Below are 26,641 nucleotides of genomic sequence, written 5' to 3' on the forward strand. Positions count from 1 at the left end.
GAAGGTTTTTTGAAATACCGCTATATTTGATACTAAGAGTAGATTAATTAAGGAGTTTTTATGAATCAGCAGCGACGCAGTTTATTGAAATATTCAGCCGTATTTGGCTTGATGGCTTCTGCGGGTCTCATTAGCGTAGCCCAAGCTCAAGAGTGGAATAAAGCCGCTTTTGAAGGCAAGAGCCTAGATGATGTATTCAAAATCTTGGGAGCAGGTAGCCCAGATAAGTCTGGCGCAGTGACTTTGAATGCTCCTGACATTGCAGAAAACGGTGCGGTAGTGCCAGTTGGCATTACAACCACCCTCAAAGCAGAGCAAATGGCCATCTTGGTTGAGAAGAATCCAAGTGCTTTAGCTGCTCAATTCTTCATTCCTGCGGGCACTGAGTCATTTGTTACTACACGTATCAAGATGGGTCAGACCTCCAACGTTTACGCCTTGGTAAAAGCCGATGGCAAATGGAGCATGTCTGTTAAGGAAGTGAAAGTTACTTTGGGTGGTTGCGGCGGTTAATCACCCCCAATTTATCTGAATACCATTAATTAATTACTAGATTACAAGAGGAAAACATGGCTGATCCAATGCGCGTTAGAGCTGCTGAGAACGGTGGAATTGTGGATGTAAAAATTTTGATGAAACACGATATGGAATCTGGCCAGCGTAAAGACGCTTCTGGCAAGACAATTCCAGCATGGTTTATCAGCACAATTAATGTCAAAGCAAACGGCAAAGATGTATTGAATGGTCAATTTGGTCCAGCGGTTTCTAAGGATCCATTCTTGAACTTCAAATACAAGGGCGCTAAGGGCGACAAGATTGTTGTGAGCTGGGTAGATAGCAAGGGTGACAAGCGCACCGACGAAGCAACCGCTTCTTAATTGCTCGTCTCCATAGATTTTTACTATCACCTGAGTTTTGAAAGGGTTGCAAATGCAGCGTAAATTAACTTTAGGGCTGGCCTCTGGATTGTTGGCCACCTTATTAGCAGTGTCATCGTCAGTCTCTGCGCAAAAAAGTGCAACAGACGATATCGCTAAATATCGCGAGATGATCGCTGATGGCAACCCTTCGGAGCTCTATGAAGCAGCCGGTGAAGATCTATGGAAAAAACCAGCAGGCCCTAAAAACGCTACTCTTGAGAAGTGTGATTTAGGTCTTGGGGCTGGTGTTGTAAAGGGCGCAGCAGCACAATTGCCGCGCTACTTTAAAGATACCAACAAGGTGCAAGATCTCGAATCACGTTTGATGACTTGTATGCAAGTCCTTCAAGGTCGTGATCCGCAAGAAATGATTGATGCTCCATTCCAAAAAGGTCCTAAAAAGGATATGGAGGCGATTGTTGCTTATGTAGTCACTGCATCTAAAGGCGACAAAATTAAGGTGAGCACGAATCATCCTAAAGAAAAAGAAATGTATGAGCTCGGTAAGCGCGCATTCTTCTTCCAGGGCGGTCCAATGGATTTCTCATGCGCATCTTGCCATGCTGAAAACGGTAAACGTATTCGTTTGCAAGATTTGCCTAACTTAACGGAGCAAAAAGGCGCGGCTATGGGTTGGGGTTACTGGCCAGCGTACCGTGTTTCTAGCGGTCAGTTCTGGACAATGCAACAGCGCCTGAACGATTGCTATCGTCAGCAGCGTTTCCCATTCCCAATTTATGGTTCAGATGTAACGATTGCTTTGTCTATGTATATGGCAAAGACCGCTAACGGCGGAACAGTTGAAACACCTGGATTAAAGCGTTAAGAGATAAGAGATAAAGATCATGAAAAATACAAATATCAAAAAGCTCTTAACTATTACTGGATTTATTGTTGCTTCAAGCTTGCTACAAAACGTAGCTGTGGCTCAACAGAAGAATGATCCAAAGTTCAACAAAATGATGACCGACAGCTTTAAAGCTCAAGGTATTGCAGGCTTGGATCGTATCGATCAAGATGCAACCCAGAAGTTTTGTTCAGACCCTGTATTTGCAAATAGCAAGCAGGGCGAGAAGATGCGCGACAAGATTCAGAAAATCAATATGGACACCATCAAGCAGCCTTCTGATGGCAAATATATTGGCGACTGGAAGAATGGCGAGAAGATTGCTCAAAGCGGTCGCGGTGCAACCTGGACTGATAAAGCTGATACTGTAGTTGGCGGTGGTTGTTATAACTGTCACCAGATTGACCCTAAAGAAATCTCTTATGGAAATATTGGACCATCATTGACTGGTTACGGAAAACTACGTGGTTATTCGCAAGAGGTGGTTACATATACCTGGAATCGCATCAATAATTCCAAGGCATACAACGCATGCAGCAATATGCCGCGATTTGCACACTTCAAGCTCTTAAATGAGCAGCAAATTCAGGATGTCATGGCTTTACTGCTTGATCCTGCCTCTCCAGTTAATCAATAACGAATCAAAGAACAGGCCGACAGGCCTGTTTTCTTAAGGGAATATATATGTCATTAAATCGTCGCGACTTTCTGCAGGCTTTGGCTATTGCATCAGCAGGCGGATTGAGTTTGCAGTCCAATTTCGTGAATGCTCAGAGCACCGCACAGAAATACTATGATTTGCCTAAATTCGGCAATGTCCACTTCTTGCATTTCACGGATTGCCATGCGCAGCTATTGCCAATTTACTTCCGCGAACCTAATGTCAACTTAGGTATTGGCGAACAAGAGGGCAAGACTCCACATTTGGTCGGAGAATACTTCTTAAAAGCCAATGGTATTCCTGCTGGAACACGCGATGCCCATGCATTCACTTACTTGGATTACGTTGCTGCAGCCCAGAACTACGGCAAGATGGGCGGCTTCGCCCATATGGCTACTTTGATTAAGCAAATGAAAGCAAATCGACCAGGCGCGTTATTGCTGGATGGTGGCGATACTTGGCAGGGCTCGGGCACTGCTCTCTGGACTAATGGACAAGACATGGTAGATGCCGCTCTTGCCTTAGGTGTTGACGTCATGACGCCTCATTGGGAAATGACTTTAGGTGAGAAGCGCGTGATGGAAATCGTGAATGGCGATTTCAAAGGCAAAGTCAATTTTGTTGCGCAAAATATTAAAACGGCCGACTTTGGTGATTCTGTATTTAATCCTTATGTCATGAAAGTGCAGAACGGTATTCAGGTTGCCATCATTGGCCAGGCGTTCCCATATACCCCGATTGCAAACCCACGTTACTTCACACCGGATTGGACTTTTGGCATTCAAGAAGAAAACCTCCAGAAGACCATTAACGAAGTGAAGTCCAAGGGTGCTAAGGTTGTGGTTCTGCTCTCCCATAATGGTATGGACGTAGACTTGAAGATGGCCTCTCGTGTAAGTGGTCTTGATGCCATCATGGGTGGACATACGCACGATGGAGTTCCCATTCCGGTCAAGGTTAAGAACTCTGGAGGTGTAACTCTTGTTACCAATGCTGGATCAAATAGTAAGTTCTTGGGTGTACTAGATTTCGATGTGAAGGGTGGTAAGGCGGTTGATTTCCGCTACAAGTTATTCCCAATCTTCTCCAATATGATTCCTGCAGATCCAACGATGAATAAGTTGATTGCAAAAATCAGGGCGCCATTCGAGGCAAAGCTAAACGAAAAATTAGCGACAACTGAGGGCCTTTTATATCGTCGGGGCAACTTCAACGGCAGCTTTGATCAGCTAATCTTAGATGGTCTCATGGCGCAAAAGAATGCCGAGATTGCCTTCTCTCCTGGTTTCCGTTGGGGAACCAGTCTGTTGCCAGGTCAGGCAATCACTCGTGAAAACCTATTAGATCAAACCGCAATTACTTATCCATACACCACAGTTACCAATATGTCCGGTGAAATGATTAAGACAATCTTGGAAGACGTTGCAGATAATCTATTTAATCCAGACCCGTATTACCAGCAGGGCGGTGACATGGTTCGCGTTGGCGGCATGCAATACACCATTGATCCCGCACAAACAGCTGGCAAGCGTATTACAGATATGCGTTTAAACGGTAAACCTATTGAGGCGAGTAAAACTTACAAAGTGGCAGGCTGGGCACCGGTTAGCGAAGAAGCTAAGAATGCTGGCGGCGAGGCGATCTGGGATGTGATGGAACGTCACCTGCGCGATGTCAAAGTGGTTAAAGCGGTCAAGCTCAACGAGCCAATCATTAAGGGCGTTTCTAATAACCCTGGCATGGCCCCAATCTAATTTATTACTGAGGATGTACGCATGAAAAAATTACTCTCTATTCTTGCTATTTTGACTTTGGCTTTTGGCTTTGGTTCTTTTGCTTCAGCTCAATCTACAGGTAACACCAAAGTGGTTTACCACATTGATGATGCTGAATCACAAGGTCTTAAAGGTCTGCGCAATATCCGCAATCATTTGGATGTAGCGCCACAAACCACCATTATTGTGGTGACTCATGCCAATGGCGTCGACATCATGATGGAGGGGGCGAAAGATAAAAAGAATAATGTGGAGTACGCACCTTTGGTTGGCGCTTTGAAGTCTCGCGGTGTGAAGTTTGAGGTTTGCGAGATTACCCTCAAGAATCGTAACTTGAAAAAAGATCAGTTCACTTTAGATGCTGATTTCACACCATCGGGCGTGGTTCGTGTTGCCGATCTGCAATATAAAGATGGTTTTGCTTACATCAAGCCTTAAACAGTCTTATATGTATTGCTTGAAAAGTCTTGCGGGGATCCTAATGGGGTCCCTTATCGTTATGGGTTCGGCTTTTGGTCAGACCAAGCCTAGCGATACGATTCAGCTAAAGCCAATACAGGTAGCGCCTCATACCTATTTTGTACAAGGCTTTCCAGAAATGGGAAGCAGCGCTAATCAAAACTTTATTTCTAATGCTGGCTTTGTAGTGACTCCAGGCGGAGTGGTTGTTGTTGATGCCTTGGGTTCACCGATTCTTGCGCAAAAGCTCATTGCTGAAATCAAGAAAATTACCCCACAAAAGATAGTGGCTCTAGTCGTGAGTCATTACCACGCAGACCATGTTTATGGCTTGCAAGAGTTTAAAAAAATTGGCGCAAAGATCTATGCGCAAGGTGAGGGTAGAAACTACCTCTCTTCTGAAACTGCTAAGCAACGCTTGGTTGCTTCAAGAATCGATTTCGCTCCTTGGGTTAATGCAAATACTAAGTTAATCTCTGCGGATGTATGGGTGGATCTAAAAACAAAGCTAACGATTGGTGGAGTGGATTTCTTCGTAAGTAGAGTTGGGCCTGCGCATGCTCCTGAAGATCTGATGGTGTATGTGCCGTCTGAAAAGGTGCTGTTTGCAGGAGACTTGGTATTCAGGGGTCGCATTCCATTTGTTGGAAACGCCGATAGCAAAGGATGGCTGATTGCTCTAGATGAGATTGAAAGACTCAACCCTAATATTGTGATCCCAGGGCACGGCAATTACTCGGTTAAGCCAGCTGAAGACATCGCCTTTACCAGGAATTACCTCAAATATTTGCGTCAATCCATGTCTCAAGCCGCAATTAACCTGGATCCTTTCGAGGATGCCTATAAACAGGCCGACTGGTCTGAATACGAGGGGATGCCCCTGTTTAGGGCCGCCAACCGGATGAATGCCTACAACGTCTATCTGTCGATCCAGGCTGAGTAAGACAAGCAACTAAGCCAAATTCAGCCATTGGGCCTTAAAATAGAAGATTAATGCTAAATCCTTGATTTGTAATGAAAATGACTTTTCCCCGATCTATCTCAGCAATCGCATTCAGTGCCCTTATTAGCACTCCAGCGCTCGCTGCTCCAGATTTGGCTAATGGCAAGACCATAGACCAGCAAAAATGCTACGCCTGTCATGCCAAGAAAACCGGCTTTGGTAATGGCGACATGATTTACACCCGCTCTGATAGCAAGGTGAAGTCGCTGGCTGACTTGAAAAAGATGGTTGGTCTATGCAATACCGAACTACGGCTTGATCTGTTCCCGGAGGATGAAGCGGATGTTACGGCTTTTCTCAATAAACAGTTTTACAAATTTAAACCTTAATTTTTTCAAGATTTGATCGCTATGGATGTTGTGGATATTAGTTCGTTAAGCAAGTCCGTTCTCTGGGCTACTTTTGCCATCACTTTTTTTCTGGGCGCCGTTATGCAGAAAACTGGGTTTTGCAGCATGGGCGCAGTTTCTGATATTTTCATCATGTCGAGCTGGGGTCGTTTAAAGCAATGGTTTTTGGCTATTGGGGTTGCCATTATTGGTTTCACTCTGATGTCTTATGTTGGCTTAATTGACCCACTCAAAAGTTTTTATACCGGTAATAAATTTTTATGGCTCTCCACAATCGTTGGAAGTGTTTTATTTGGCTTGGGTATGGTTTTAGCGTCAGGGTGCGGCAGCAAAACCTTGATCCGTATCGGTGGCGGTAACTTAAAGTCCATCGTGGTGTTTATGGTCCTCGGATTGACTGCCTATATGACAATGCGCGGTTTCCTGGGTGTGGTGCGTATTAATACTCTGGATACATTCTTTATCGCCTTTAATACCCCACAAGATTTACCTAGTCTTTTGAGTGCGCCTCTTGGTATTGCTCGTCCTCAACTTCATCTAGCTCTAGGCTTGATCATTGGTGCAGCATTCATTGCATATGCCTTAGCTAGCAAAGCATTTTGGACTGCTGAAAATCTATTTGCAGGTATCGCTGTTGGGTTGGCAATCTGTGCGGTGTGGTGGGTATCAGGTTACTTGGGATATGTGGCCGAAGATCCAAACACCCTAGAAGAAGTATTTTTGGTAACAAATTCAGGTCGCATGGAAAGTCTATCGTTTGTTGCACCATATGCTTACTCCTTGGATTGGTTGATGATGTACAGCGACACATCCAAAGTAGTCACAGTGGGTATTGCAGCTGTTGTAGGAATGATTTTGGGTTCTGCTGTGGTATCGATTGCATCTAAATCATTCCGCTGGGAGTCCTTCCGTAATACTGAAGATACCGCTAATCATTTAGTTGGCGCTGCGCTGATGGGTTTTGGTGGTGTAACTGCTTTGGGTTGTACAGTAGGGCAGGGCTTGAGCGGCATCTCCACTCTGGCTATTGGTTCATTGCTGGCCTTACCTGGATTTATCTTTGGGGCTTATTTGGGTCTACGTTATTTACAAATACGCCTTGCTCCTAACCCTTGCAGTTAATTTTAAATACGGCTGAATAATGCAAATTGATTGGATGTCTTTTACCCCCATTCCTTCCTTATTAGGCGGGATGATTCTGGGAGTTGCGGCGGCTTTATATGTTTTATTGCATGGCCGTATTTTGGGTATTAGCGGAATTGTTTCTGGCTTGCTGCATCCTAAATTGACTGATTCAGCATGGCGTGTTGCCTTGGTTTTGGGTTTGATAACCGCACCTTTTCTAGCAGCGTTATTTTTCGGCATATTCCCGGTAGTGGAAATTGAAGCGGATTGGATTGCGATTGTGATTGCTGGCCTACTAGTAGGCTTTGGTGCTCAATATGGTTCAGGCTGTACTAGTGGTCATGGTATTTGTGGCCTTTCACGCTTATCACCACGTTCATTAGTTGCCACACTTTCTTTTATGGGCGCAGGCTTTATCACTGTTTACGTGCTTCGTCACTTGATCGGAGTTTGAGATGAGAAAACATTTCAGCCTCTTTGGTCAGTATGCAATTGGTGTGCTTTTTGGTTGGGGTTTAATCATCTCCGGCATGAGCAATCCGCAGAAGATCTTGGCATTTTTGGATTTAACCGGTAACTGGGATCCATCGTTAATGTTTGTCATGATGGGTGCCGTGATTGTTGGTCTTGCGGGGTTCTACGTCGTTAGTAAAAGAACAGAAGCTTTCTTTGGTGGGGCACTGCATATCCCTACGCGTAGAGACATTACCAAGCCATTGATTATTGGCAGCTTAATTTTTGGAGCTGGCTGGGGTATCGCTGGCTTTTGCCCAGGTCCAGCCCTAGTTGCTCTAGGGGCAGGCCACCTGAAGGCCCTGGTGTTTGTAGTTGCCATGCTGGCTGGTATGGAGATCTGCGAGCGCTTCTTTACAGCCCATAAGAGTAAGCCAAGCCTCTGAGTCAGCCCTGATTTAAAATCAACCCTATTGCATAATTTATCGAATGTAGAGGGTTTCATGAGTCTTCCTATTTCTTGCCATAACGCTCAGTTTGGCACTCTCGGTCAGATCGACCCAAGCCACTTGGCTGAAATTGCCAAACAAGGCTATAAGAGCATCATTAATAACCGTCCTGATGGAGAGGGTGGCCCAAGCCAACCTTTGAATGCTGCAATTCAAGCCGAAGCAGAAAAGCTGGGCTTAAATTACGTTTACTTGCCAGTTGTACCTGGCGCATTTACGCAAGCTCAAGTGCAAGAAATGGCGCGCCTCTTAAAAACTTTGCCTGGACCGGTTCTCGCTTTCTGTCGCTCTGGCGCACGCTCAACTAATTTGTACCAACTTGCTTTGCAACTTGGTTAATCTAAAGAGCACTCGCTAAACCATGCGCATCACCATTCCCGAAGATCGAAAATTAGTACATGAGATGATCATGCCTATTCGTTGGGGCGATATGGATGCGTATGGACACGTGAACAATACCATTTACTTTCGCTACATGGAGCAGGCTCGTTGTGAATGGATTACTGCTATGGGTTACGAGGTTGCCCCTGGTCGTGAATCCATGTTGATGCTGAATGGCTTTTGTAATTTTTATCAACAACTCTCGTTCCCAGGCGATTTGATATTAAAGACCTCCATTGGCGCCATTGGCAGAACTAGTTTGGACGTCTATACCAGCATGGCTTTAACTACCTCGCCTGAAGTCGAGGCGGCTATTGGTGGCGCCACAATGGTTTGGGTAGATCTCACCACCAATAAATCAGCGCCTTGGCCTGAACATATTTTGCAAAAGTTGCGCTAGTCTATCGTGCAACCCAGCAATCCACATATCTTAAGAGTTGATCAATTTTTATCTGAGCTAGATCAGTTTGATCTCGTGATTGATGTAAGGTCTCCAGCAGAGTTTGCTTTAGATCACATTCCTGGCGCAGTGAATTACCCCGTTCTTGATAATGAAGAACGCGCAAAAATAGGAACGCTTTATAAACAAGAGTCTCCATTTGCTGCTAAAAAACTGGGCGCAGCATTGGTCTCCAAAAACATTGCCACTCATCTTGAAAATCATTTTCTGGAGTTACCTCGCGAATGGCGCCCCTTAATTTATTGCTGGCGCGGTGGTGAACGCAGTGGCGCCTTTACTCACATTCTTAATAGGATTGGTTGGAAGGCTAAACAATTAGAGGGTGGTTATCAAGGCTTTCGTCGTACGGTGATTGATGGTCTAGACCAAGCAGCTGGTCAATTTTCATTTCAGGTTATTTGTGGAATGACGGGTAGCGGTAAGACGCGAGTACTTCAAGAAATTGGCGCTCTAGGGGCCCAAATCCTTGATTTAGAGGGGCTAGCAGTTCATCGTGGCTCGGTGCTTGGTAATGAGCCTAATGAAGATCAGCCATCGCAAAAAGGTTTTGAGACTGCGCTATGGAATGCCTTACGTTCGCTTGACCCAGCTAAGCCGGTATTTGTGGAGTCCGAAAGCAAGAAGGTAGGGGGCTTACACGTACCTGATGCTTTAATGGAAAAGATTCGCAATGGGTCTTGTATTGAATTGAGATCGAGCACTCAAACGCGAGTGTCCTGGTTAATTCGTGAATACCATCACTTTCTAACCGATACCGATAATTTCAAGCGTAAGTTAGCTTTGTTGACTGCTCATTATGGAAAAGTGCAGATTGCTAAATGGAACGAGGCAATTGATGCGGGTAATTTTCCGGAGCTCGTTGAAGAGTTGCTGGTAAAGCATTACGACCCATCCTACCAATCATCTATTGTCCGTAACTTTCCCCAATACAGAATTGAGAATTTTGTACAACTAGATGATGATAGTGATTTAGCTTTTGACAAAGCGGCTAAACAAATATTGAACCAAGAAGGTATTTAATAAATGAATCAATACGGTGATCATCATCGAGGCCATGTTGTTGCGGGTATAGCGGGATTTGGAACGTTTACACCTTCAGCGCGTGTAAGTGCTGAGGAGCTTGCGAAACAGGCCAATATCCCAGTAGAAAGATTAACTCAAGGCATTGGCTTTACCCATATTCACAAGGCAGGCAAGGATGAGCACCCTTTGACTATGGGGTTGGCTGCGGCAAAAGACGCCTTGCTTGATGCAGGTGTTGCTGGCGATGATGTTGATTTAGTAATTTTTGTTTCTGCTGGAGACTATGACTATCGTTTTTGGTGTCCTTCAAGCGCAGTGGTAAGAGAGCTAGGCTGTCGTCATGCTTATGCATTTGAAGTTCGCAATGGTTGTGCTGGCGGAAATCTAGCCTGTAATGTCGCTATGGGATTAATGGATCGTGATTCATCAATCAAAACTGCTTTAATCATTTGTGCTGACACGCTTTCAAGAGTAATTTCTCCAGAAATACCAGAGTGCCATCCATTGCTCTACTTTGGAGATGGCGCAGCAGCTGTTGTGCTTAAAAGAAATCATCCTCGCTATCAATTGCTCAGCTTCGCAGAGCATACCGATGGGGATTTAGGAGATCTTCTCAGGGTAGAGGCGGGCGGAACACGTATGCCTATTGATCGGGGCTTTAATGATTGGACTAAGACCTACTCCAAAGTTGATGCTACTCAGTTTGCCAATCTGATTGATAAGGTATATCTCAAGGAGTATCTGGCCGTAATCAAAAAAGCGCTTGAGCGTTCCGGTCATTCTGTATCGGAAATGGAATTTATCCTGATGAACCAAGTGAAAGACTCCTTACGTGCCCACATTATGGAAGGCATAGGAATGCCTCAGGATCATACCTATATCACCATGGGTGAGTTTGGACATATTGGCCCTGCAGACTGTTTATTTACAATGGCAAAGGCACATAGAGAGGGTCTTTTGGCCGAAGGAAAATTGGCGATTCTAGCCTCTAGTGGGTTAGGATTTTCTTGGGCGGCAAGCATAATTCGTTGCTAGCAACCTAAGATAGACTTCAACGTAAAAAGCCCCTTTGTTAAGGGGCTTTTGATTTTTACGGCCTAGGTTAATTACTTAACTAAAGGCCTGAATGCCTGTTTGTGCACGACCCAAAATGAGGGCGTGAATATCGTGAGTACCTTCATAGGTATTAACGACTTCTAAGTTCAGCATGTGACGCACGACGCCATACTCATCTGAAATACCGTTACCACCATGCATATCGCGTGCCATACGAGCAATATCCAAAGACTTGCCGCAAGAGTTACGTTTCATGATGGAAGTGATTTCTGGGGCAGCAATGCCTTCATCTTTCATACGACCTAGACGTAAGCAGCCCTGAAGTCCTAAGGTGATCTCAGTTTGCATGTCAGCTAATTTTTTCTGAATCAATTGATTCGCAGCGAGCGGCTTACCAAATTGCTTGCGATCCATGGTGTATTGGCGTGCGGCGTACCAACACCATTCAGCAGCACCAAGTGCTCCCCAGGCAATGCCATAACGTGCTGAGTTTAAGCAGGTGAAGGGGCCTTTGAGGCCTTCAATTTCAGGGAATTCATTTTCAGCAGGTACGAACACTTCGTCCATGACGATTTCACCAGTGATTGAAGCGCGCAGACCCATCTTGCCGCTGATCTTTGGTGCACTTAAGCCCTTCATACCCTTTTCAAGGATGTAGCCACGAATGATGCCCTCATCATTCTTTGCCCAGACCACAAACACATCTGCAATCGGAGAGTTGGAGATCCACATCTTGGAGCCAGTTAAAGAAAATCCGCCAGGAACTTTCTTGGCGCGAGTAATCATGCCGCCAGCATCTGAGCCATAGTTAGGCTCTGTTAAACCAAAGCAACCAATCCATTCGCCGCTGGCTAATTTAGGAAGATATTTTTGCTTCTGCGCTTCGCTACCAAATTCATTAATTGGAACCATCACCAAGGAAGACTGCACGCTCATCATGGAGCGATATCCAGAATCCACACGTTCGATTTCACGGGCGATTAAACCGTAGGAGACGTAGTTCAGATTTGCTCCACCATATTGTTCGGGAATGGTGATTCCCAAAAGACCCAGTTCACCCATTTCGCGGAAGATGGCAGGATCGGTGGTCTCATTACGATAGGCATCATGAATGCGCGGCATTAAACGGCCTTGAGCATATTCAGCTGCAGCATCGCGTACCATACGCTCCTCTTCAGTCAGCTGGGTATCAAGAAGCAGGGGGTCTGCCCAGTTAAAACTTACTTTACTCATTGCCTTGTCATCCTCTATGCGGTGTTGTTGTTCCTTTTGGCCTGCGTCCTGCGAATTTTCAGGAATGCAGATATTCTGTTTCTATTATCCATTTTTCTGGACTTATGGACTCGCCTAGACGTCACCATCGCTATTACGACCTCATTCTGACTGCCTTTGTGGTGGTTTTGTTGTGCTCGAACTTTATTGGCGCTGGTAAGGCGGCTGTAATTGATCTTCCGTATTTCGGGACTGTGCCATTTGGTGGGGGAATTCTATTTTTCCCCATCGCCTATTTCTTTGGCGACATCCTCACGGAAGTTTATGGGTATGCATACGATCGTAGAGCAGTTTGGGCTGGCTTTGCTGCTCTTGCATTTGCCGCAATCATGGCGCAAATAGTCATTGCTTTGCCCGTTGCTCCTGGTGACTATATGGCCAATTATCAGCATGGACTAGAAACGGTATTTGGAAATTCTTGGCGTATTGCCTTAGCTTCTATGTTTTCTTTCTGGTGTGGAAGCCTGGTCAACAGTTATGTATTGGCAAAGATGAAGATCTGGACCCAGGGCCGTGCTCTATGGATGCGCACGATCGGCTCTACAGCGGTAGGTGAGATGGTCGACTCCTCTTTTTTCTATATGTTGGCGTTTTACGGTATCTGGCCAACCCATGAAATCATTCAGGTGGCCTTGGCGCAGTACGTTCTCAAGACATCCTGGGAGGTCTTGGCAACCCCATTGACTTACTTGGTCGTGAACTACCTCAAACGTAAAGAAAACGAGGATTTCTACGATATTCATACGAATTTCACCCCATTTAGGGTCAAAGTCTAAGCAAGACCTCGGCTTCCTGCCAGCAAAGACGTCTAAGCCGTTAAAATAACGGTCTTTGCCCCTCCGGGGTAACTATTGAATTTCAGAAAGCTAGAAAACATCCGTGCTGTCAGCATCTAATATCACCATGCAGTTTGGGGCAAAGCCTCTGTTTGAAAACATTTCCGTGAAGTTTGGCGGTGGCAATCGCTATGGCCTCATCGGCGCGAATGGTTGCGGCAAGTCAACCTTTATGAAGATTTTGGGTGGCGAGCTTGAGCCTACTAGCGGTAACGTGAGCTTAGACCCAGGTATTCGTTTGGGTAAATTGCGTCAAGATCAATTTGCATACGAAGATGTGCGCGTTCTTGATGTTGTGATGATGGGTCACGAAGAGATGTGGAAGGCTGCGGCAGAACGCGATGCAATCTACGCTAACCCAGATGCTACTGATGAAGATTACATGAAGGCTGCTGAGCTCGAAGGTAAGTACGCTGAATACGGTGGCTATACCGCTGAAGCAAAAGCAGGCGAGTTGTTGTTAGGAATTGGTATTCCTATCGAGCAACACAACGGCCCAATGAGCAATGTTGCGCCTGGTTGGAAATTGCGTGTATTGCTAGCGCAAGCATTGTTCTCTGATCCGGATGTGTTGTTGCTTGATGAGCCAACCAATAACTTGGATATTCACTCCATTCATTGGCTTGAAGACATCCTCAATCAAATTAAAAGTACCATCATCATCATTTCCCATGATCGTCACTTCCTCAACGAGGTCTGTACGCACATGGCCGACATGGACTATGGAACCTTGAAGGTTTATCCAGGCAATTACGATTCCTACATGCTGGCATCCGTACAGGCACGTACACAACAACTAAGCAATAACGTAAAAGCCAAAGAAAAAATTGCTGAATTGGCAGCTTTCGTAGCGCGCTTCTCAGCAAACGCTTCTAAGGCGCGTCAAGCGACTTCACGTCAGAGACAGTTGGAGAAAATTGAGATTGTTGAAGTAAAACCATCATCACGTCAAAACCCATTCATACGTTTTGATACTGAGAAAAAATTACACAATATGGCGGTAGAGTGCAATGGACTGACCAAGGCTTATGACCGCGTCATCTTCAAGAATTTCAAATTAGGTGTTCGTGCTGGTGAGAAGATTGCCATCATCGGACAAAACGGCGCAGGTAAGACGACGCTACTCAAGACCATTCTAAGCAAACGCTTTGAGGGTATTGCTGCAGATAGCGGTGATGTGAAGTGGGCTGAGAACGCTAACGTTGGTGTGATGCCTCAAGACAATACTGAGATGTTCGCAAAAGACGAATTACTCATGGATTGGATGAACAACTGGCGTAATACTGGCGATGACGATCAAGTCATTCGCGGCACATTAGGTCGCCTCTTGTTCTCTGGTGACGATATTGGCAAGTCCGTTAAGGTGCTCTCTGGTGGTGAAAAGGGCAGAATGATTTGGGGTAAATTAATGCTCCAAAAATATAACGTGCTTGCAATGGATGAGCCCACCAACCATATGGATATGGAATCCATTGAGAGCTTGCAAATTGCACTTGAGAAATTTGACGGTACTTTGATATTTGTTTCTCACGACCGCGAATTTGTATCTGCTTTGGCTAATCGCATCTTAGAGGTGAAGATGGATGGCACTGTAGTAGATTACTCCGGAACTTACGAAGAGTATTTGCGTAGCCAAGCATTGGCTGGCTAATTTAAGTTCAGCAGTAAACCTGTTGGTAAAGGTAAGCCCCTGAATAAGCCCCTACGCGGGCTTATTTTCTTTGGCTTGTCGTTGAAAGCGGGTCGCAGTACCTTCTGCGCGAATGCGCTTCCACACTAAATCTTTTTCTTCTTGAGAAAAGAACACCCAATTACTGACTTCTCCGAGAGTGCGACCGCATCCTTGGCAGATTTCATCGTAAAGAGTGGTGCACACACCAATGCAAGGGGAGTCGGACTCATTATCCCCGGTCGATAGGGAGTGAGAGCCATCTTGCGAGGCTGATTTGGTGTCGTTGCTTCCGGAATTCATGGCTGTACTTTAGACGATTTCAAAGGACTGTGCTCGGCAAGCTCATCGACATAAGCCCCAATCCCTTGATGCTCACGGTCTAAGAAGTGCTGCACTGCTTTGGCAAAGCGGGGATCGGCAATGAAATGCGCTGATTGAATCGTGGTGGGCAAAAATCCTCGAGCCATTTTGTGCTCACCTTGTGCGCCACCTTCAAAGGTCTGTATCTTATTGGAAATGCAGTATTCAATGGCTTGGTAATAGGCAGTTTCAAAGTGCAAGCAGGGGATATGTTCAATCGCACCCCAATATCTGCCATAAGCCTTGGAGGTTTTAGGATCTATTACTAGTAATGATGCGGCAATAGGATTGCCCGCACGTTCAGCAATGATTAAATGAAGGTTCTCAGGCATTCGCTGCGCCCATAACTTGAAGAATGTCTCATTGAGATATGGATTGGAGCGATGCTCTAAGTATGTATTTTCATAGCAGCGATAGAAAAACTGCCAATCGTCATCGGTTGAAGAAACTCCTGGCACATGCCTAAAGCTAATAGATTCCTTTGCCACTTGCTCGCGCTCACGCCGAATATTTTTGCGACGCTTCATTGTGAGGGCTGCTAAAAATTGTTCAAAGTTCTCAAAACCCTGGTTATGCCAATGAAATTGCACGGAGTCACGTAGCATGAAGCCTTGCTCTTGAAGGTTTTTAGATTCTGAGGCATAAGGGAATAAAACATGCGCTGAAGACAGATTGTTTTGAACAACTACAGTTTTTAAGCCTTCAATTAGATGCTGCCTAACCATGTCGGCATCAATGTGACTGGCACTAAGAGTTCTGGAGCCTTGTACGGGGGAGAAGGGGATGGCGCAGAGCGCTTTTGGAAAGTACTGCATGCCTTGTTGCTCATAAGCCTGAGCCCATGACCAATCAAACACAAACTCTCCATACGAATGTTGCTTCAAATACAGAGGCATTGCACCTATCAGTTGGCTATGATCTTTTAGGAGCAGGTGTGCGACTTGCCACCCAGTATTGCCTCCAACACAACCCGTCTCTTCTAGAGTGCTAAGAAATTCATGGCGCAGAAAGGGCCCTGCATCAGCAGGAAGTAAAGTATTCCAGTCCTCGCACGGAATATCGCTTAAGCGATCAAGTATTTCTAATTGATATGAATCGGGCTGGGCCACGATTAGCGCTGAATAAGCTCTATTTTGTAGCCATCAGGATCGGTAACAAATGCAATGATGGTGTCGCCGCCAGCTACTGGTCCAGCTTCACGGGTGACATTGCCGCCAGCCGCTTTAATCTTGGCGCACGCAGCATATGCATCAGGAACACCAATGGCTATATGACCATATGCTGTTCCCATCTCGTAGCTAGAAACTCCATGGTTATAGGTTAGCTCAATCTCAGCTTGTCCATCGCTATTACCTTTGCCGTACCCCACAAAAGCGAGCGAGTATTTTTGCTCAGGACGCTCAGTAGTGCGCAGTAAGTTCATACCCAATACTTTGGTGTAGAAATCAATGGAGCGGTTCAAGTCGCCAACGCGAAGCATGGTATGTAGGATCATCATGAGCTAAATATAACGCTATTTATTGAATCATGTTTTGAATGAAAAACCCCGGCATATAACCGGGGCTGTATTTATTACATTGATGCGTAGTTCGGGCCGCCACCACCTTCTGGGGTAACCCACACGATATTTTGGGTTGGATCTTTAATATCGCAAGTCTTGCAATGAACACAGTTTTGAGAATTGATTTGTAAGCGTGGCTTGCCCTCAGTTTCTACGTACTCATACACGCCAGCAGGGCAGTAGCGTTGCTCAGGGCCTGCATAGGTTTTAAGGTTCACATCCACAGGCACCGAATCATTCTTCAATGTTAAGTGGATAGGCTGATTCTCAGCATGATTTGTATTGGAAATAAATACGGATGAGAGGCGATCAAACGTAATCTTCCCATCTGGCTTCGGATAATCAATTGGCTTGTGTTGAGCAGCGGGCTCTAGGCATTCGTGGTCAGCATGTTTTAGATGGACAGTCCAAGGCATGTTACCGCCTAACAACTTCTGCTCTAAACCAACCATTAGGGTGCCGAGATAGAGCCCTTTTGACATCCATGGCTTGAAGTTACGTGCTTGATTGAGTTCTGTATGTAACCAACTATTTTGGAATGCGGTTGGGTAGGCAGATAAAACATCCTCAGAGCGGTTTTCATTGATCGCTGCGACTGCCGCTTCTGCAGCAAGCATGCCAGTCTTAATTGCGGCATGACTGCCTTTGATACGTGATGCATTCAAATAGCCAGCATCGCAACCAATCAGTACACCACCAGGGAACACGGTTTTTGGCAAGCTGTTTAAGCCGCCTGCAGTTAATGCACGCGCACCATAAGCAATGCGCTTGCCGCCTTCAAAAGTCTCGCGAATTTTTGGATGCAACTTATAGCGTTGGAATTCTTCGAAAGGAGAGAGGTAAGGGTTCTTGTATGAGAGTCCAACCACCAAGCCAACTGCAACCTTGTTATCACCTAAGTGATAGAGGAATGAGCCGCCATAGGTATCACTCTCTAATGGCCAGCCTGCTGTGTGGACAACCAGCCCAGGCTTGCTCTTGGAGGGCTCCACTTCCCAGAGCTCCTTAATCCCAATGCCATAGCTTTGTGGGTCGGCATCTTTATCTAATGCAAATTTAGAGATGAGCTGTTTGCCGAGATGACCGCGTGAACCTTCAGCAAAGAGGGTGTACTTGCCACGCAATTCCATACCAAGTTGAAATTGATCGGTAGGGTTGCCTTCTTTATCCAAACCCATTGAACCAGTAATCACTCCGCAAACTGCGCCTTGATCGTTATAGAGAATTTCTGCTGCAGGAAAACCGGGAAAAATTTCAACGCCGAGATTTTCTGCTTGTTGACCGAGCCAACGTGTCACGTTTGCAAGACTAACAATATAGTTGCCTTCATTTTTAAAGCAGTGGGGCAACATCCAATTCGGAACTTGATAGGAGTTATCGCTGGTCAAGAATAAAAACTGATCTTGAGTAACTTCTGTTTCTAGTGGAGCACCCAGTTCTTTCCAATCCGGAAATAACTCAGTAAGCGCCTTTGGATCCATCACCGCACCAGAAAGAATGTGAGCGCCGATTTCGGAACCCTTTTCCAGCACGCAAACGCCGATCTCTTTGCCGGAGGTATTGGCCAGTTGCTTAGCTTTAATGGCGGCTGATAAGCCTGCAGGCCCACCTCCAACAATGACTAAGTCATAGTCCATGGAGTCTCTGGGACCAAATTGCTCTACCAGTTCAGCAGCATTCATTCAATTTCTCCGAAATTTCTCAAAAATAGGGCTTTTCAGCCCTAATAGTTTAGTTCCAACTGCCAAAAACCGAATTAGTGCCAAGACGGCCTGGATCAATGGGCTTGAAGCGTTATGATTACTTTTTTTACCCATTTTGGCAATATTAGGACAAAAGTTATGAATAAAACTTACCCATCGGCAGTTGATGCCTTGCGGGATATCTTAAAAGACGGACAAAAATTAGCCGTTGGCGGCTTTGGTCTTTGCGGCATTCCTGAGGCCTTGATCCAGGCAGTGAAGGATTTGGGTGCCCAAAACTTAACTGCTATTGCTAATAATGCTGGCGTTGATGGTTTTGGGTTGGGTTTGTTGTTGAACTCACGCCAAGTCAAAAAGATGGTTGCCTCATACGTGGGTGAAAACAAAGAATTTGAACGTCAGTATTTGGCAGGTGAGTTGGAGTTGGAATTCACGCCACAAGGAACCTTGGCTGAAAAACTAAGAGCAGGTGGTTGTGGTATTCCTGCTTTCTATACCAAGACTGGTGTTGGCACTTTAGTTGCCGAAGGTAAAGAAGAAAAAGAATTCGATGGCGAGAAATACATCATGGAACGTTCAATCGTTTCTGATATTTCTTTGGTAAAAGCATGGAAAGCAGATAAGTCAGGTAACTTGGTCTATCGCTATACAGCACGTAACTTCAATCCAGTTGTGGCAATGGCTGGCAAGATTACAGTGGCTGAAGTAGAAGAGATTGTTGAGAACGGTCAACTTCATCCGGATGAGATTCACACGCCTGGTATCTACGTACACCGCTTGGTGCTCCATACAACACCAGAAAAGCGTATTGAGCAGCGCACATTGACTGCAAAAGCGTAATTTTACGAATAGCAATAGAACAGAATATTTAGGAAGATCGACATGCCTTGGACAAGAGATGAGATGGCGGCACGTGCTGCTAAAGAATTAAAAGACGGTTACTACGTGAACTTGGGTATTGGTATGCCTACATTAGTTGCGAACCATGTACCAAAGGATATGGAAGTTTGGCTCCAGTCTGAAAATGGCTTATTGGGTATTGGTCCATTTCCAACCGAAGAAACGATTGACGCAGACCTAATCAATGCAGGTAAACAAACCATTACTACTTTGCCTGGTTCATCCATTTTTTCTTCTGCGGATTCTTTTGGAATGATTCGTGGCGGCAAAATCAATATTGCAATTTTGGGTGCAATGCAAGTGAGTGAGCACGGTGATTTGGCCAACTGGATGATTCCAGGAAAAATGGTCAAAGGTATGGGTGGCGCAATGGACTTGGTAGCAGGCGTAAAACACGTTGTTGTGCTGATGGAGCACGTCGCTAAGAAAAAAGATGGTACAGAAGAGCTTAAAATTTTGCCTAAGTGCACATTGCCTTTAACGGGCGTGGGCGTTATTAGTCAGATCATTACAGATCTATGTGTTCTTGACATTACCCCTAAGGGCTTAAAGTTGACTGAACTCGCTCCTGGCGTAACCAAAGAAGAAGTTATTGCAAAGACAGGTGCCCCTGTTGATACAACGGGTTTCTGAGCAATTTATCCAGATGAATGAAATAATGGAATCACTATGTCGGGATTCCATTTTTCTCATTCAAAGTCCTCGACACCAAAGATGAATTCTGGTGTTGATCCCTCGCTGCATGCTCATAAAAAGGGTGATGCAAAGCATACCCATAGCAAGCAAGTCTCCAATCAAAATTTACTGTTAATTGCCTTAGTACTTACTTTAGGCTTTTCCGGTGTTGAGGGGGCGGCAGCTTACTTCGCTAATTCATTGGCGTTGATTTCTGATGCTGGTCACATGGTTACCGATGCGGCAGCACTCGGGTTGGCTTTGTTGGCGCAAATTATTTCCCGTCGTCCACCGTCTCCAAAACATTCATTTGGCTTTGGAAGGGCGGAGGCCTTAGCTGCTTTTGTTAATAGTATTGTGATGCTGGCCTTGGTCGTGTGGATTATGGTTGAGGCAATCAGCCGATTCTACGAACCACATAAGGTAGATGGTCTTACCGTAACAGTTGTTGCTGCCATTGGCTTGTTGATGAACATCGTGGTTGCATGGGTGCTATCTCGCGATAAGAAAAGCGTAAATACCCGTGCAGCTTTAGTGCATGTCATGGGCGATTTGTTGGGATCAATCGCCGCATTGATTGCTGGTGTGGTTATCCAGTTAACAGGCTGGATGCCAATCGATGCCATTTTGTCTATCTTGGTTTCACTCTTGATTCTGAAATCGACGATCTCCATTCTTCATGAGTCATATCACTTCCTCATGGAGGGCGTACCCCTCCACATCGATTATTTGCAGGTAGGTACTGATTTAAAAAATGTCCCCGGCGTATTGGCTGTTCATGATCTTCATGTCTGGGAGATGACCCCTAGCTTTCCAGCATTGATTGGTCATATTGAAATTGCCGATATTCAAGAATGGCCTCAGATCATGGCTAGAATTAATGAAATGCTGTTAGATAAACATGGTATCGATCATGTGACCTTGCAGCCTGAGGTGATTGGTGAGGATCACGATCATGAGCATGATCACGCCAGTCATGAAGTTCACAATGAAGCGCAGGCAGCAAATGTATTTCATGACGGCGAAACTTTTTATGTTGATTGCTCTAGCGGCGATGAAAAACACCGGATGGCATATCACGCATGGGGTAATCCAGGTAATCCAGTATTGATGTGTGTTCATGGCCTCACAAGACGGGGCAGTGACTTTAAGACTCTTGCACTAGCGATGTGCAAAGACTATTACGTTGTCTGTCCAGATATTGTTGGTAGGGGTGATTCAGATCGGCTTAGCAATCCAATGCTTTATGCCGTGCCACAGTACGTTTCTGACATTGCTACGCTAGTTAAAAAGCTCGGTGTTTCACAAGTGGACTGGTTTGGTACGTCTATGGGTGGTCTCATTGGAATGGTTTACGCGGCAATGCCAAATTCACCAATACGCCGCATGCTCATTAATGATGTAGGTCCAAGAATTGAGCCTGAGGCAATCAAACGTTTGGGTTCTTATGTGGGGCAACCATTTTCTTTTGCCAACCGTGAAGACGCTCTTTCTCACTTGAATGAAATCTGCGCTAGTTTTGGTGAACATACTCCGCATGAGTGGGAAATCTATAACGGACCTATGTTGATTCAGAAGGAAGGTAAATGGATCATGCATTACGACCCAGATATCTCGGTACCTTTTGTTTCAGTTAATCCAATCATGGCCAAGGCAGGCGAAATGGCGATGTGGCATGCCTTCAAGCAAATTCATATTCCAATGTTGATTGTGCGCGGCGGTAATTCTGATTTACTATCCGCAGCAACGGTAGCAGAAATGTGCAAAGTAAATCCTTATGCGCGCAGTATTGAGATTCCAAACGTAGGCCATGCTCCTGCTTTTGTAAAGCCCGAACAAATTGCGTTGGCAAAAGAATTCTTTAGTTAATTCCTTATTTCATTTTTGCCGATGGCAAATGCTCCCACTAACCCCGAAAAGCTAGCAGTATTTCAGGATGCTTGGTATGGCGAGCCAGCTGAATCACACGCACTTGGGGTTTCGCAGATCCTGCAAACTCTCAACCTAGACGAAGCAACCCTCATTGCAGCAAGTAATATTGCGCGCACTCACGGCAAAGAAGCGCTTATCAAGCTTATTGGTGAAGAGCCTGCCAAGCTACTGATTGGTTATCGCGGTTTACGTCAGGCCCAAGCAAAATTGATGCGCGATGATGGTGGCCTCAGTGTCACCGGCCAAGAAGAAATGCTCCGCAAAATGCTTTTAGCATTCGGTGATGACTTAAGGGTGGTGCTGATCTATCTCGCATCTCGATTGCAGACCCTGCGCTGGGTCACCCAGGAAAAAATCGAGATGCCAGCTGCTTGGGCGCAAGAAATTCTCAATATCGATGCCTCATTAGCTAACCGTCTTGGTATTTGGCAGATGAAGTGGGAGATGGAGGATTTAGCATTCCGGACACTGTCTCCAGATACTTATCGTGAGATAGCCAAGATGCTCGATGCAAAGCGTATTGAGCGCCAATCCTTTATTGATCAAATTGTTTTGCAGCTGCAGAATGAGCTCAAGGCTGCACAAATTGATGGTGAAGTACTTGGACGTCCTAAGCACATCTATAGCATCTGGAAAAAAATGCAAGGTAAGTCCCTAGATTTCGCTAATCTCTATGACGTTAGAGCATTTCGAGTTTTAGTTGATGATGTGAAGTCTTGCTATGCCGTGCTGGGTATTGTGCATAACGTTTGGCAACCAGTGCCACGTGAATTTGATGATTACATTGCTAGACCTAAACCCAACGGCTATCAATCCTTGCATACCGTAGTCATGAATGAAGACGGTACTGCATTTGAAATTCAGGTCCGTACACAAGAAATGCATCAACAAGCTGAGTATGGCTTGGCAGCACACTGGCGTTACAAAGAGGGTGCTTATGTTGGAATGGCGACACCACCCAATCCAACAAAAACGAATAAGCCCAGCGCCAACCATCAGCAAGGCACGCACAGCGCAGAGGTAGCTTACGAGAGACAAATAGCCTGGGCTCGTCAGCTCATCTCTTGGAAAGAAGATGCTTGGGAGCAGCTCAAGCACCATGAGATTGATGATCATATTTATGTGCTCACACCTTTGGGTAAGGTGATCTCATTAGAGAAGGGCTCAACGCCGATTGATTTTGCTTATGCAGTGCATACCAATCTTGGTCATCGTTGTAGAGGCGCAAGAGTAGATGGCGCTATGGTGCCGTTAGAGACATCTCTGCAAAATGGTCAAACAGTTGAAATCATTGCGGTGAAGCATGGCGGTCCATCGCGCGACTGGATTAGTCCTGATAAAAATTACCTGCGTTCGCAAAGAGCGCGTCAAAGAGTGCGCGCTTGGTTTAATGCTTTGGACGATGAAGAGGCTGGCCAATCCACTAAGGCTGTTGATAACAAGCAAGAAGCCAGCCCGGAAATAAAAACAACTCCGACTACACCTGAAATTATCTTACGTAGTAGCACTCATAAATCTGGGCGGGGCGGTGATGTCTTGGTGGTTGGGGTGGACTCTTTGTTAACGCAGTTGGCGCGATGCTGCAGACCTGTTCCTCCAGACGCTATTGCCGGATTTGTGACTCAGGGTAGAGGGGTGTCGATACATCGACGCTCATGCAAAACCTTCAGAGGTCTTTTGGAAAGAGCTCCAGAGCGAGTAATTCAAACGGCTTGGACGGCTTCAGCAGTAGATCCTATCGTCAACCAGGAGCAAAAACGGGTATTCCCAGCAGATTTGGTCGTAACTGGCCTGGATCGACCTGAGCTCATGCGGGAGCTCTTTGAGATTCTCACGCGGCAGGGCGTCCATGTGATCGATTTACGTAAATCAGCCAAAAAGGGCTTGGCTCAGATCCTTTTAACGGTTGAGGTGAAGGATTCTGAAGTGTTGCGAGTGGTTCAAAACAGCCTAGAAGAGGTCAAAGGGGTCACCCAAGTGCGTCGCCGGTGATAAACTCTATGGCTGAATAGGCTCGTAGCTCAGCTGGTTAGAGCACCACCTTGACATGGTGGGGGTCGTTGGTTCGAGTCCAATCGAGCCTACCAACGAATAAGACCCAAAAGAAGTGCCATCAAGGACTTCAAAGAGGCGCGGATGCCCATAAGCTACCGCGCTTTCTTTTTGGGAAAGAAGTCAGGAATGAAGTTCAGTAAATAAGATGGGGTCATCATGCTTGTAGTTACTCTGCCCGATGGATCAAAACGTGAGTTTGAGGCGCCTGTTCGCGTAGCGGATGTTGCGCAAAGCATCGGTAGTGGTCTTGCAAAAGCCGCCTTAGGTGGCATTGTTGACGGCAAGATGGTGGATACCAGTTTTGTTATTGATAAAGATAGTCAGCTTGCCATCATTACCGATAAGAGTTCTGAGGCATTAGAGATTGTTCGCCATTCCAGTGCTCACTTATTGGCGTATGCCGTAAAAGAATTATTTCCTGAAGCGCAAGTTACGATTGGCCCAGTGATCGAGAATGGTTTTTATTATGACTTCTCATATCACCGCCCATTTACTCCAGATGATTTAGTTGCTTTAGAAAAGAAAATGACTGAGCTCGCTAAAAAAGATGAGCCAGTAACGCGTACCGTAATGCCACGCGATGAAGCTGTTGAGTTTTTCAAAAAGCAGGGCGAAAACTACAAGGCAGAATTGATTGCAAGCATTCCGCAAGGCGAAGATGTTTCCCTTTATGCAGAAGGTAAGTTCACCGATTTATGCCGTGGACCACACGTGCCATCTACTGGGAAGCTCAAGGTATTTAAGCTGATGAAGCTTGCTGGTGCTTACTGGCGTGGCGATAGTAAGAATGAGATGCTGCAGCGTATTTACGGTACAGCCTGGTTGCGGAAAGAAGATCAAGATGCTTACTTGCATATGCTTGAAGAGTCTGAGAAGCGTGATCATCGCCGCCTTGGTAAACAGCTCGATTTATTTCACTTCCAAGAAGAAGCTCCAGGCTTAATTTTCTGGCATCCAAAAGGTTGGTCAATTTGGCAAGAGGTTGAGCAATACATGCGTCGCGTGTATCAGCAAGAAGGCTACCAAGAAGTTAAAGCGCCACAAATTTTGGATCGTGGTCTTTGGGAAAAATCGGGACATTGGGAAAACTATAAAGAGAATATGTTTACGACAGAGTCGGAGAATCGTGCTTATGCATTAAAGCCGATGAACTGTCCTGGTCACGTACAAATTTATAACTCTGGTTTGCATAGCTATCGTGAGTTGCCATTGCGCTTTGGTGAATTTGGTCAGTGCCACCGCAATGAACCATCGGGCGCTTTGCATGGTTTGATGCGCGTACGTGGTTTCACGCAAGACGATGGTCATATTTTCTGTACTGAAGATCAAATTCAATCTGAAGTGGCCGCATTTGATAAAGCAGTCCGTGCTGTATATCAAGATTTTGGCTTTACCGAGGTCGCCGTAAAACTCGCTTTACGTCCAGCTAAACGCGTTGGCGATGACGCTATTTGGGATAAAGCTGAAGATGCTCTGCGCGGCGCCTTGAAGGCCTCTGGCCAGGAATGGGAAGAATTGCCAGGCGAGGGTGCTTTTTACGGTCCAAAGATCGAATATCACCTCAAGGACTCTATTGGGCGCACATGGCAGTGCGGCACGATCCAGGTTGACTTCTCCATGCCAGCCCGTTTAGGTGCTGAATACGTGGCTGAAGACAATAGTCGCAAAACTCCAGTCATGCTGCATAGGGCAATTGTGGGCTCTTTAGAGCGTTTTATCGGCATTTTGATCGAAAATCACGCTGGAAACATGCCCGTTTGGCTTGCTCCGACCCAGGCTGTAGTCCTCAATATCTCAGGAAATTCTGCTGCATATGCACAACAAGTGCAGCAATTGCTGAAAAAACAAGGGTTTAGAGTCGAATCCGATTTGCGGAACGAGAAAATTACGTATAAAATACGCGAGCACGCATTACAGAAGATCCCGTTTTTGCTAGTTGTAGGGGATAAAGAATCTGAAAGTAATACGGTAGCCGTTCGTGCCCGTGGCGGAGTGGATTTAGGTGTAATGCCTCTTGATGCCTTCGTTGCCCGACTCCAGCAGGATATATCCCAGAAAGTCGGACCCGAGCCTAGCTAGGGTTAGAACGGTTTTTATTGTTTTTTTAAAGGAATTAAGAAGATCGCTACTGAAAAATTGCAACGCATTAACCGGGAAATTACTGCTCCTGAAGTGCGTTTGATTGGAATTGATGGAGAGCCCATCGGTGTAGTTAAGTTGAGTGAAGCCTTGGCTGCAGCAGAAGAGAAAGAAACCGACCTGGTTGAAATTGCTCCGACGGCTGTACCACCTGTAGTCCGCATCATGGACTTCGGCAAATTCAAATACCAAGAAGCCAAGCGGATGCATGAAGCAAAGCTGAAGCAAAAGGTAATTCAGGTGAAGGAAGTTAAATTCCGCCCTGGTACTGATGATGGTGACTACGGTGTGAAGCTACGCAATCTAATCCGCTTTTTAGAAGATGGCGATAAGACAAAGATTACGCTGCGGTTTCGGGGTCGTGAAATGGCCCACCAAGAAATCGGAGTCAGAATGTTGGAGCGTTTGAAGTTGGATCTCGTTGAGTACGGCCAAGTCGAACAGTTTCCAAAGATGGAAGGCCGCCAGATGGTGATGGTATTGGCCCCCATTCGTAAGGCAAAGTAATCAGGTT

28 protein-coding genes and 1 tRNA gene are annotated in these 26,641 nt (G+C 45.7%); 24 read left to right on the forward strand and 5 right to left on the reverse strand.

All coding sequences use genetic code 11. The features are described from left to right. The first annotated feature begins 60 nt into the window (after positions 1-60). The 15 genes from soxY to JaK3_RS04925 all read left to right on the forward strand — a co-directional run bounded on the left by soxY (position 61) and on the right by JaK3_RS04925 (position 11,001). Positions 61-513: a thiosulfate oxidation carrier protein SoxY gene (gene soxY, locus JaK3_RS04855; protein ID WP_068321429.1), complete on the forward strand. Its 453-nt coding sequence runs from the start codon at positions 61-63 to the stop codon at positions 511-513. A 56-nt stretch (positions 514-569) separates the two neighbouring features. Then, the gene (soxZ, locus tag JaK3_RS04860) at positions 570-878 is read left to right on the forward strand and encodes a thiosulfate oxidation carrier complex protein SoxZ (RefSeq protein ID WP_068321433.1); all 309 of its coding nucleotides are present in this window, start codon (positions 570-572) and stop codon (positions 876-878) included. A gap of 52 nt (positions 879-930) precedes the next feature. Further along, a complete protein-coding gene (gene soxA, locus JaK3_RS04865; RefSeq protein WP_068321437.1) occupies positions 931-1,746 on the forward strand; it encodes a sulfur oxidation c-type cytochrome SoxA in 816 nt (271 codons plus the stop codon). Positions 1,747-1,765: 19 nt separating this feature from the next. Continuing rightward, the gene (gene soxX / locus JaK3_RS04870; RefSeq protein WP_068321440.1) at positions 1,766-2,404 is read left to right on the forward strand and encodes a sulfur oxidation c-type cytochrome SoxX; all 639 of its coding nucleotides are present in this window, start codon (positions 1,766-1,768) and stop codon (positions 2,402-2,404) included. A gap of 47 nt (positions 2,405-2,451) precedes the next feature. Further along, entirely contained in the window at positions 2,452-4,182 is a 1,731-nt protein-coding gene (gene soxB, locus JaK3_RS04875) for a thiosulfohydrolase SoxB (RefSeq protein WP_068321442.1), read from the forward strand. 21 nt (positions 4,183-4,203) lie between these two features. Next, positions 4,204-4,641 (forward strand): DsrE family protein, encoded by a 438-nt coding sequence (locus JaK3_RS04880; RefSeq protein WP_068321445.1) that lies wholly within the window; start codon positions 4,204-4,206, stop codon positions 4,639-4,641. Positions 4,642-4,684: 43 nt separating this feature from the next. Continuing rightward, positions 4,685-5,605, forward strand: coding sequence for an MBL fold metallo-hydrolase (locus JaK3_RS04885; protein ID WP_068321448.1), 921 nt, complete (start codon positions 4,685-4,687; stop codon positions 5,603-5,605). Positions 5,606-5,682: 77 nt separating this feature from the next. Continuing rightward, positions 5,683-5,994: a hypothetical protein gene (locus tag JaK3_RS04890; protein ID WP_068321627.1), complete on the forward strand. Its 312-nt coding sequence runs from the start codon at positions 5,683-5,685 to the stop codon at positions 5,992-5,994. Positions 5,995-6,015: 21 nt separating this feature from the next. Next, positions 6,016-7,137 carry a YeeE/YedE family protein gene (locus JaK3_RS04895; protein ID WP_068321451.1) on the forward strand — a complete coding sequence of 374 codons (1,122 nt, stop codon included), beginning with the start codon at positions 6,016-6,018 and terminating at the stop codon, positions 7,135-7,137. Positions 7,138-7,156: 19 nt separating this feature from the next. Continuing rightward, positions 7,157-7,594: a YeeE/YedE family protein gene (locus tag JaK3_RS04900; RefSeq protein WP_068321454.1), complete on the forward strand. Its 438-nt coding sequence runs from the start codon at positions 7,157-7,159 to the stop codon at positions 7,592-7,594. 1 nt (position 7,595) lies between these two features. Beyond that, complete coding sequence (locus JaK3_RS04905; RefSeq protein ID WP_068321457.1) at positions 7,596-8,039, forward strand: YeeE/YedE family protein; 444 nt, start codon at positions 7,596-7,598, stop codon at positions 8,037-8,039. Positions 8,040-8,096: 57 nt separating this feature from the next. Then, a complete protein-coding gene (locus JaK3_RS04910; RefSeq protein ID WP_068321460.1) occupies positions 8,097-8,441 on the forward strand; it encodes a protein tyrosine phosphatase family protein in 345 nt (114 codons plus the stop codon). Between the two features lie 22 nt (positions 8,442-8,463). Continuing rightward, entirely contained in the window at positions 8,464-8,883 is a 420-nt protein-coding gene (locus tag JaK3_RS04915; protein ID WP_068321463.1) for an acyl-CoA thioesterase, read from the forward strand. Between the two features lie 6 nt (positions 8,884-8,889). Next, complete coding sequence (mnmH, locus tag JaK3_RS04920; RefSeq protein WP_068321467.1) at positions 8,890-9,963, forward strand: tRNA 2-selenouridine(34) synthase MnmH; 1,074 nt, start codon at positions 8,890-8,892, stop codon at positions 9,961-9,963. 3 nt (positions 9,964-9,966) lie between these two features. After that, positions 9,967-11,001, forward strand: a complete 1,035-nt coding sequence (locus JaK3_RS04925) for a 3-oxoacyl-[acyl-carrier-protein] synthase III C-terminal domain-containing protein (protein WP_068321470.1) — start codon at positions 9,967-9,969, stop codon at positions 10,999-11,001. 75 nt (positions 11,002-11,076) lie between these two features. Here the strand turns inward: JaK3_RS04925 and JaK3_RS04930 are convergent, their stop codons facing one another. Then, positions 11,077-12,255: an acyl-CoA dehydrogenase gene (locus tag JaK3_RS04930; protein WP_068321473.1), complete on the reverse strand. Its 1,179-nt coding sequence runs from the start codon at positions 12,253-12,255 to the stop codon at positions 11,077-11,079. A gap of 104 nt (positions 12,256-12,359) precedes the next feature. Between JaK3_RS04930 and JaK3_RS04935 the strand changes: the two genes are divergently transcribed. Further along, positions 12,360-13,070, forward strand: coding sequence for a queuosine precursor transporter (locus JaK3_RS04935; RefSeq protein WP_068321476.1), 711 nt, complete (start codon positions 12,360-12,362; stop codon positions 13,068-13,070). Between the two features lie 103 nt (positions 13,071-13,173). Then, positions 13,174-14,781: an ABC-F family ATPase gene (locus JaK3_RS04940; RefSeq protein WP_082786375.1), complete on the forward strand. Its 1,608-nt coding sequence runs from the start codon at positions 13,174-13,176 to the stop codon at positions 14,779-14,781. A 51-nt stretch (positions 14,782-14,832) separates the two neighbouring features. Here the strand turns inward: JaK3_RS04940 and JaK3_RS04945 are convergent, their stop codons facing one another. The 4 genes from JaK3_RS04945 to JaK3_RS04960 form a co-directional block, all read right to left on the reverse strand. Beyond that, positions 14,833-15,102, reverse strand: coding sequence for a DUF1289 domain-containing protein (locus JaK3_RS04945; RefSeq protein ID WP_068321482.1), 270 nt, complete (start codon positions 15,100-15,102; stop codon positions 14,833-14,835). Next, positions 15,099-16,271 (reverse strand): GNAT family N-acetyltransferase, encoded by a 1,173-nt coding sequence (locus tag JaK3_RS04950; RefSeq protein WP_068321484.1) that lies wholly within the window; start codon positions 16,269-16,271, stop codon positions 15,099-15,101. Before JaK3_RS04950 ends, JaK3_RS04945 begins: the two co-directional genes overlap by 4 nt. A 2-nt stretch (positions 16,272-16,273) precedes the next feature. After that, entirely contained in the window at positions 16,274-16,660 is a 387-nt protein-coding gene (gene gloA, locus JaK3_RS04955) for a lactoylglutathione lyase (protein WP_068321487.1), read from the reverse strand. A 74-nt stretch (positions 16,661-16,734) separates the two neighbouring features. Further along, positions 16,735-18,405, reverse strand: a complete 1,671-nt coding sequence (locus JaK3_RS04960; RefSeq protein WP_068321491.1) for an electron transfer flavoprotein-ubiquinone oxidoreductase — start codon at positions 18,403-18,405, stop codon at positions 16,735-16,737. 159 nt (positions 18,406-18,564) lie between these two features. Here JaK3_RS04960 and JaK3_RS04965 point away from each other — a divergent pair, with 159 nt between their 5' ends. The 7 genes from JaK3_RS04965 to infC all read left to right on the forward strand — a co-directional run bounded on the left by JaK3_RS04965 (position 18,565) and on the right by infC (position 26,634). Then, positions 18,565-19,266 (forward strand): CoA transferase subunit A, encoded by a 702-nt coding sequence (locus tag JaK3_RS04965; RefSeq protein ID WP_068321629.1) that lies wholly within the window; start codon positions 18,565-18,567, stop codon positions 19,264-19,266. A 42-nt stretch (positions 19,267-19,308) separates the two neighbouring features. Beyond that, positions 19,309-19,959: a CoA transferase subunit B gene (locus JaK3_RS04970; RefSeq protein WP_068321494.1), complete on the forward strand. Its 651-nt coding sequence runs from the start codon at positions 19,309-19,311 to the stop codon at positions 19,957-19,959. Positions 19,960-20,040: 81 nt separating this feature from the next. After that, positions 20,041-21,870, forward strand: coding sequence for an alpha/beta fold hydrolase (locus tag JaK3_RS10930; RefSeq protein WP_068321497.1), 1,830 nt, complete (start codon positions 20,041-20,043; stop codon positions 21,868-21,870). A 21-nt stretch (positions 21,871-21,891) separates the two neighbouring features. Beyond that, positions 21,892-23,925 (forward strand): RelA/SpoT family protein, encoded by a 2,034-nt coding sequence (locus tag JaK3_RS04980; RefSeq protein ID WP_068321500.1) that lies wholly within the window; start codon positions 21,892-21,894, stop codon positions 23,923-23,925. An 18-nt stretch (positions 23,926-23,943) separates the two neighbouring features. Continuing rightward, positions 23,944-24,020: transfer RNA gene (locus tag JaK3_RS04985), tRNA-Val, on the forward strand. 124 nt (positions 24,021-24,144) lie between these two features. Further along, positions 24,145-26,067, forward strand: coding sequence for a threonine--tRNA ligase (gene thrS, locus JaK3_RS04990; RefSeq protein ID WP_068321503.1), 1,923 nt, complete (start codon positions 24,145-24,147; stop codon positions 26,065-26,067). Positions 26,068-26,100: 33 nt separating this feature from the next. Next, positions 26,101-26,634: a translation initiation factor IF-3 gene (infC, locus tag JaK3_RS04995; protein WP_420865686.1), complete on the forward strand. Its 534-nt coding sequence runs from the start codon at positions 26,101-26,103 to the stop codon at positions 26,632-26,634. Positions 26,635-26,641: the final 7 nt, after the last annotated feature.

Origin of the sequence: Polynucleobacter yangtzensis (genome assembly GCF_001595965.1) — a bacterium.
In the GTDB taxonomy this organism is placed as follows: Bacteria; Pseudomonadota; Gammaproteobacteria; order Burkholderiales; family Burkholderiaceae; genus Polynucleobacter; species Polynucleobacter yangtzensis.

Bases quoted from the DNA above. Each gene is read 5' to 3' on its own strand.
- JaK3_RS04930 (WP_068321473.1), bottom strand. From the start codon at position 12,255: ATGAGTAAAGTAAGTTTTAACTGGGCAGACCCCCTGCTTCTTGATACC.
- soxY (WP_068321429.1), top strand. From the start codon at position 61: ATGAATCAGCAGCGACGCAGTTTATTGAAATATTCAGCCGTATTTGGC.
- JaK3_RS04970 (WP_068321494.1), top strand. From the start codon at position 19,309: ATGCCTTGGACAAGAGATGAGATGGCGGCACGTGCTGCTAAAGAATTA.
- soxA (WP_068321437.1), top strand. From the start codon at position 931: ATGCAGCGTAAATTAACTTTAGGGCTGGCCTCTGGATTGTTGGCCACC.
- JaK3_RS04980 (WP_068321500.1), top strand. From the start codon at position 21,892: ATGGCAAATGCTCCCACTAACCCCGAAAAGCTAGCAGTATTTCAGGAT.
- JaK3_RS04965 (WP_068321629.1), top strand. From the start codon at position 18,565: ATGAATAAAACTTACCCATCGGCAGTTGATGCCTTGCGGGATATCTTA.
- JaK3_RS04960 (WP_068321491.1), bottom strand. From the start codon at position 18,405: ATGAATGCTGCTGAACTGGTAGAGCAATTTGGTCCCAGAGACTCCATG.
- JaK3_RS04925 (WP_068321470.1), top strand. From the start codon at position 9,967: ATGAATCAATACGGTGATCATCATCGAGGCCATGTTGTTGCGGGTATA.
- soxX (WP_068321440.1), top strand. From the start codon at position 1,766: ATGAAAAATACAAATATCAAAAAGCTCTTAACTATTACTGGATTTATT.
- JaK3_RS04900 (WP_068321454.1), top strand. From the start codon at position 7,157: ATGCAAATTGATTGGATGTCTTTTACCCCCATTCCTTCCTTATTAGGC.
- JaK3_RS04895 (WP_068321451.1), top strand. From the start codon at position 6,016: ATGGATGTTGTGGATATTAGTTCGTTAAGCAAGTCCGTTCTCTGGGCT.
- JaK3_RS04945 (WP_068321482.1), bottom strand. From the start codon at position 15,102: ATGAATTCCGGAAGCAACGACACCAAATCAGCCTCGCAAGATGGCTCT.
- gloA (WP_068321487.1), bottom strand. From the start codon at position 16,660: ATGATGATCCTACATACCATGCTTCGCGTTGGCGACTTGAACCGCTCC.
- JaK3_RS04910 (WP_068321460.1), top strand. From the start codon at position 8,097: ATGAGTCTTCCTATTTCTTGCCATAACGCTCAGTTTGGCACTCTCGGT.
- JaK3_RS04880 (WP_068321445.1), top strand. From the start codon at position 4,204: ATGAAAAAATTACTCTCTATTCTTGCTATTTTGACTTTGGCTTTTGGC.
- JaK3_RS10930 (WP_068321497.1), top strand. From the start codon at position 20,041: ATGAATTCTGGTGTTGATCCCTCGCTGCATGCTCATAAAAAGGGTGAT.
- thrS (WP_068321503.1), top strand. From the start codon at position 24,145: ATGCTTGTAGTTACTCTGCCCGATGGATCAAAACGTGAGTTTGAGGCG.
- JaK3_RS04935 (WP_068321476.1), top strand. From the start codon at position 12,360: ATGGACTCGCCTAGACGTCACCATCGCTATTACGACCTCATTCTGACT.
- JaK3_RS04885 (WP_068321448.1), top strand. From the start codon at position 4,685: ATGGGGTCCCTTATCGTTATGGGTTCGGCTTTTGGTCAGACCAAGCCT.
- soxZ (WP_068321433.1), top strand. From the start codon at position 570: ATGGCTGATCCAATGCGCGTTAGAGCTGCTGAGAACGGTGGAATTGTG.
- JaK3_RS04890 (WP_068321627.1), top strand. From the start codon at position 5,683: ATGACTTTTCCCCGATCTATCTCAGCAATCGCATTCAGTGCCCTTATT.
- JaK3_RS04905 (WP_068321457.1), top strand. From the start codon at position 7,596: ATGAGAAAACATTTCAGCCTCTTTGGTCAGTATGCAATTGGTGTGCTT.
- soxB (WP_068321442.1), top strand. From the start codon at position 2,452: ATGTCATTAAATCGTCGCGACTTTCTGCAGGCTTTGGCTATTGCATCA.
- JaK3_RS04915 (WP_068321463.1), top strand. From the start codon at position 8,464: ATGCGCATCACCATTCCCGAAGATCGAAAATTAGTACATGAGATGATC.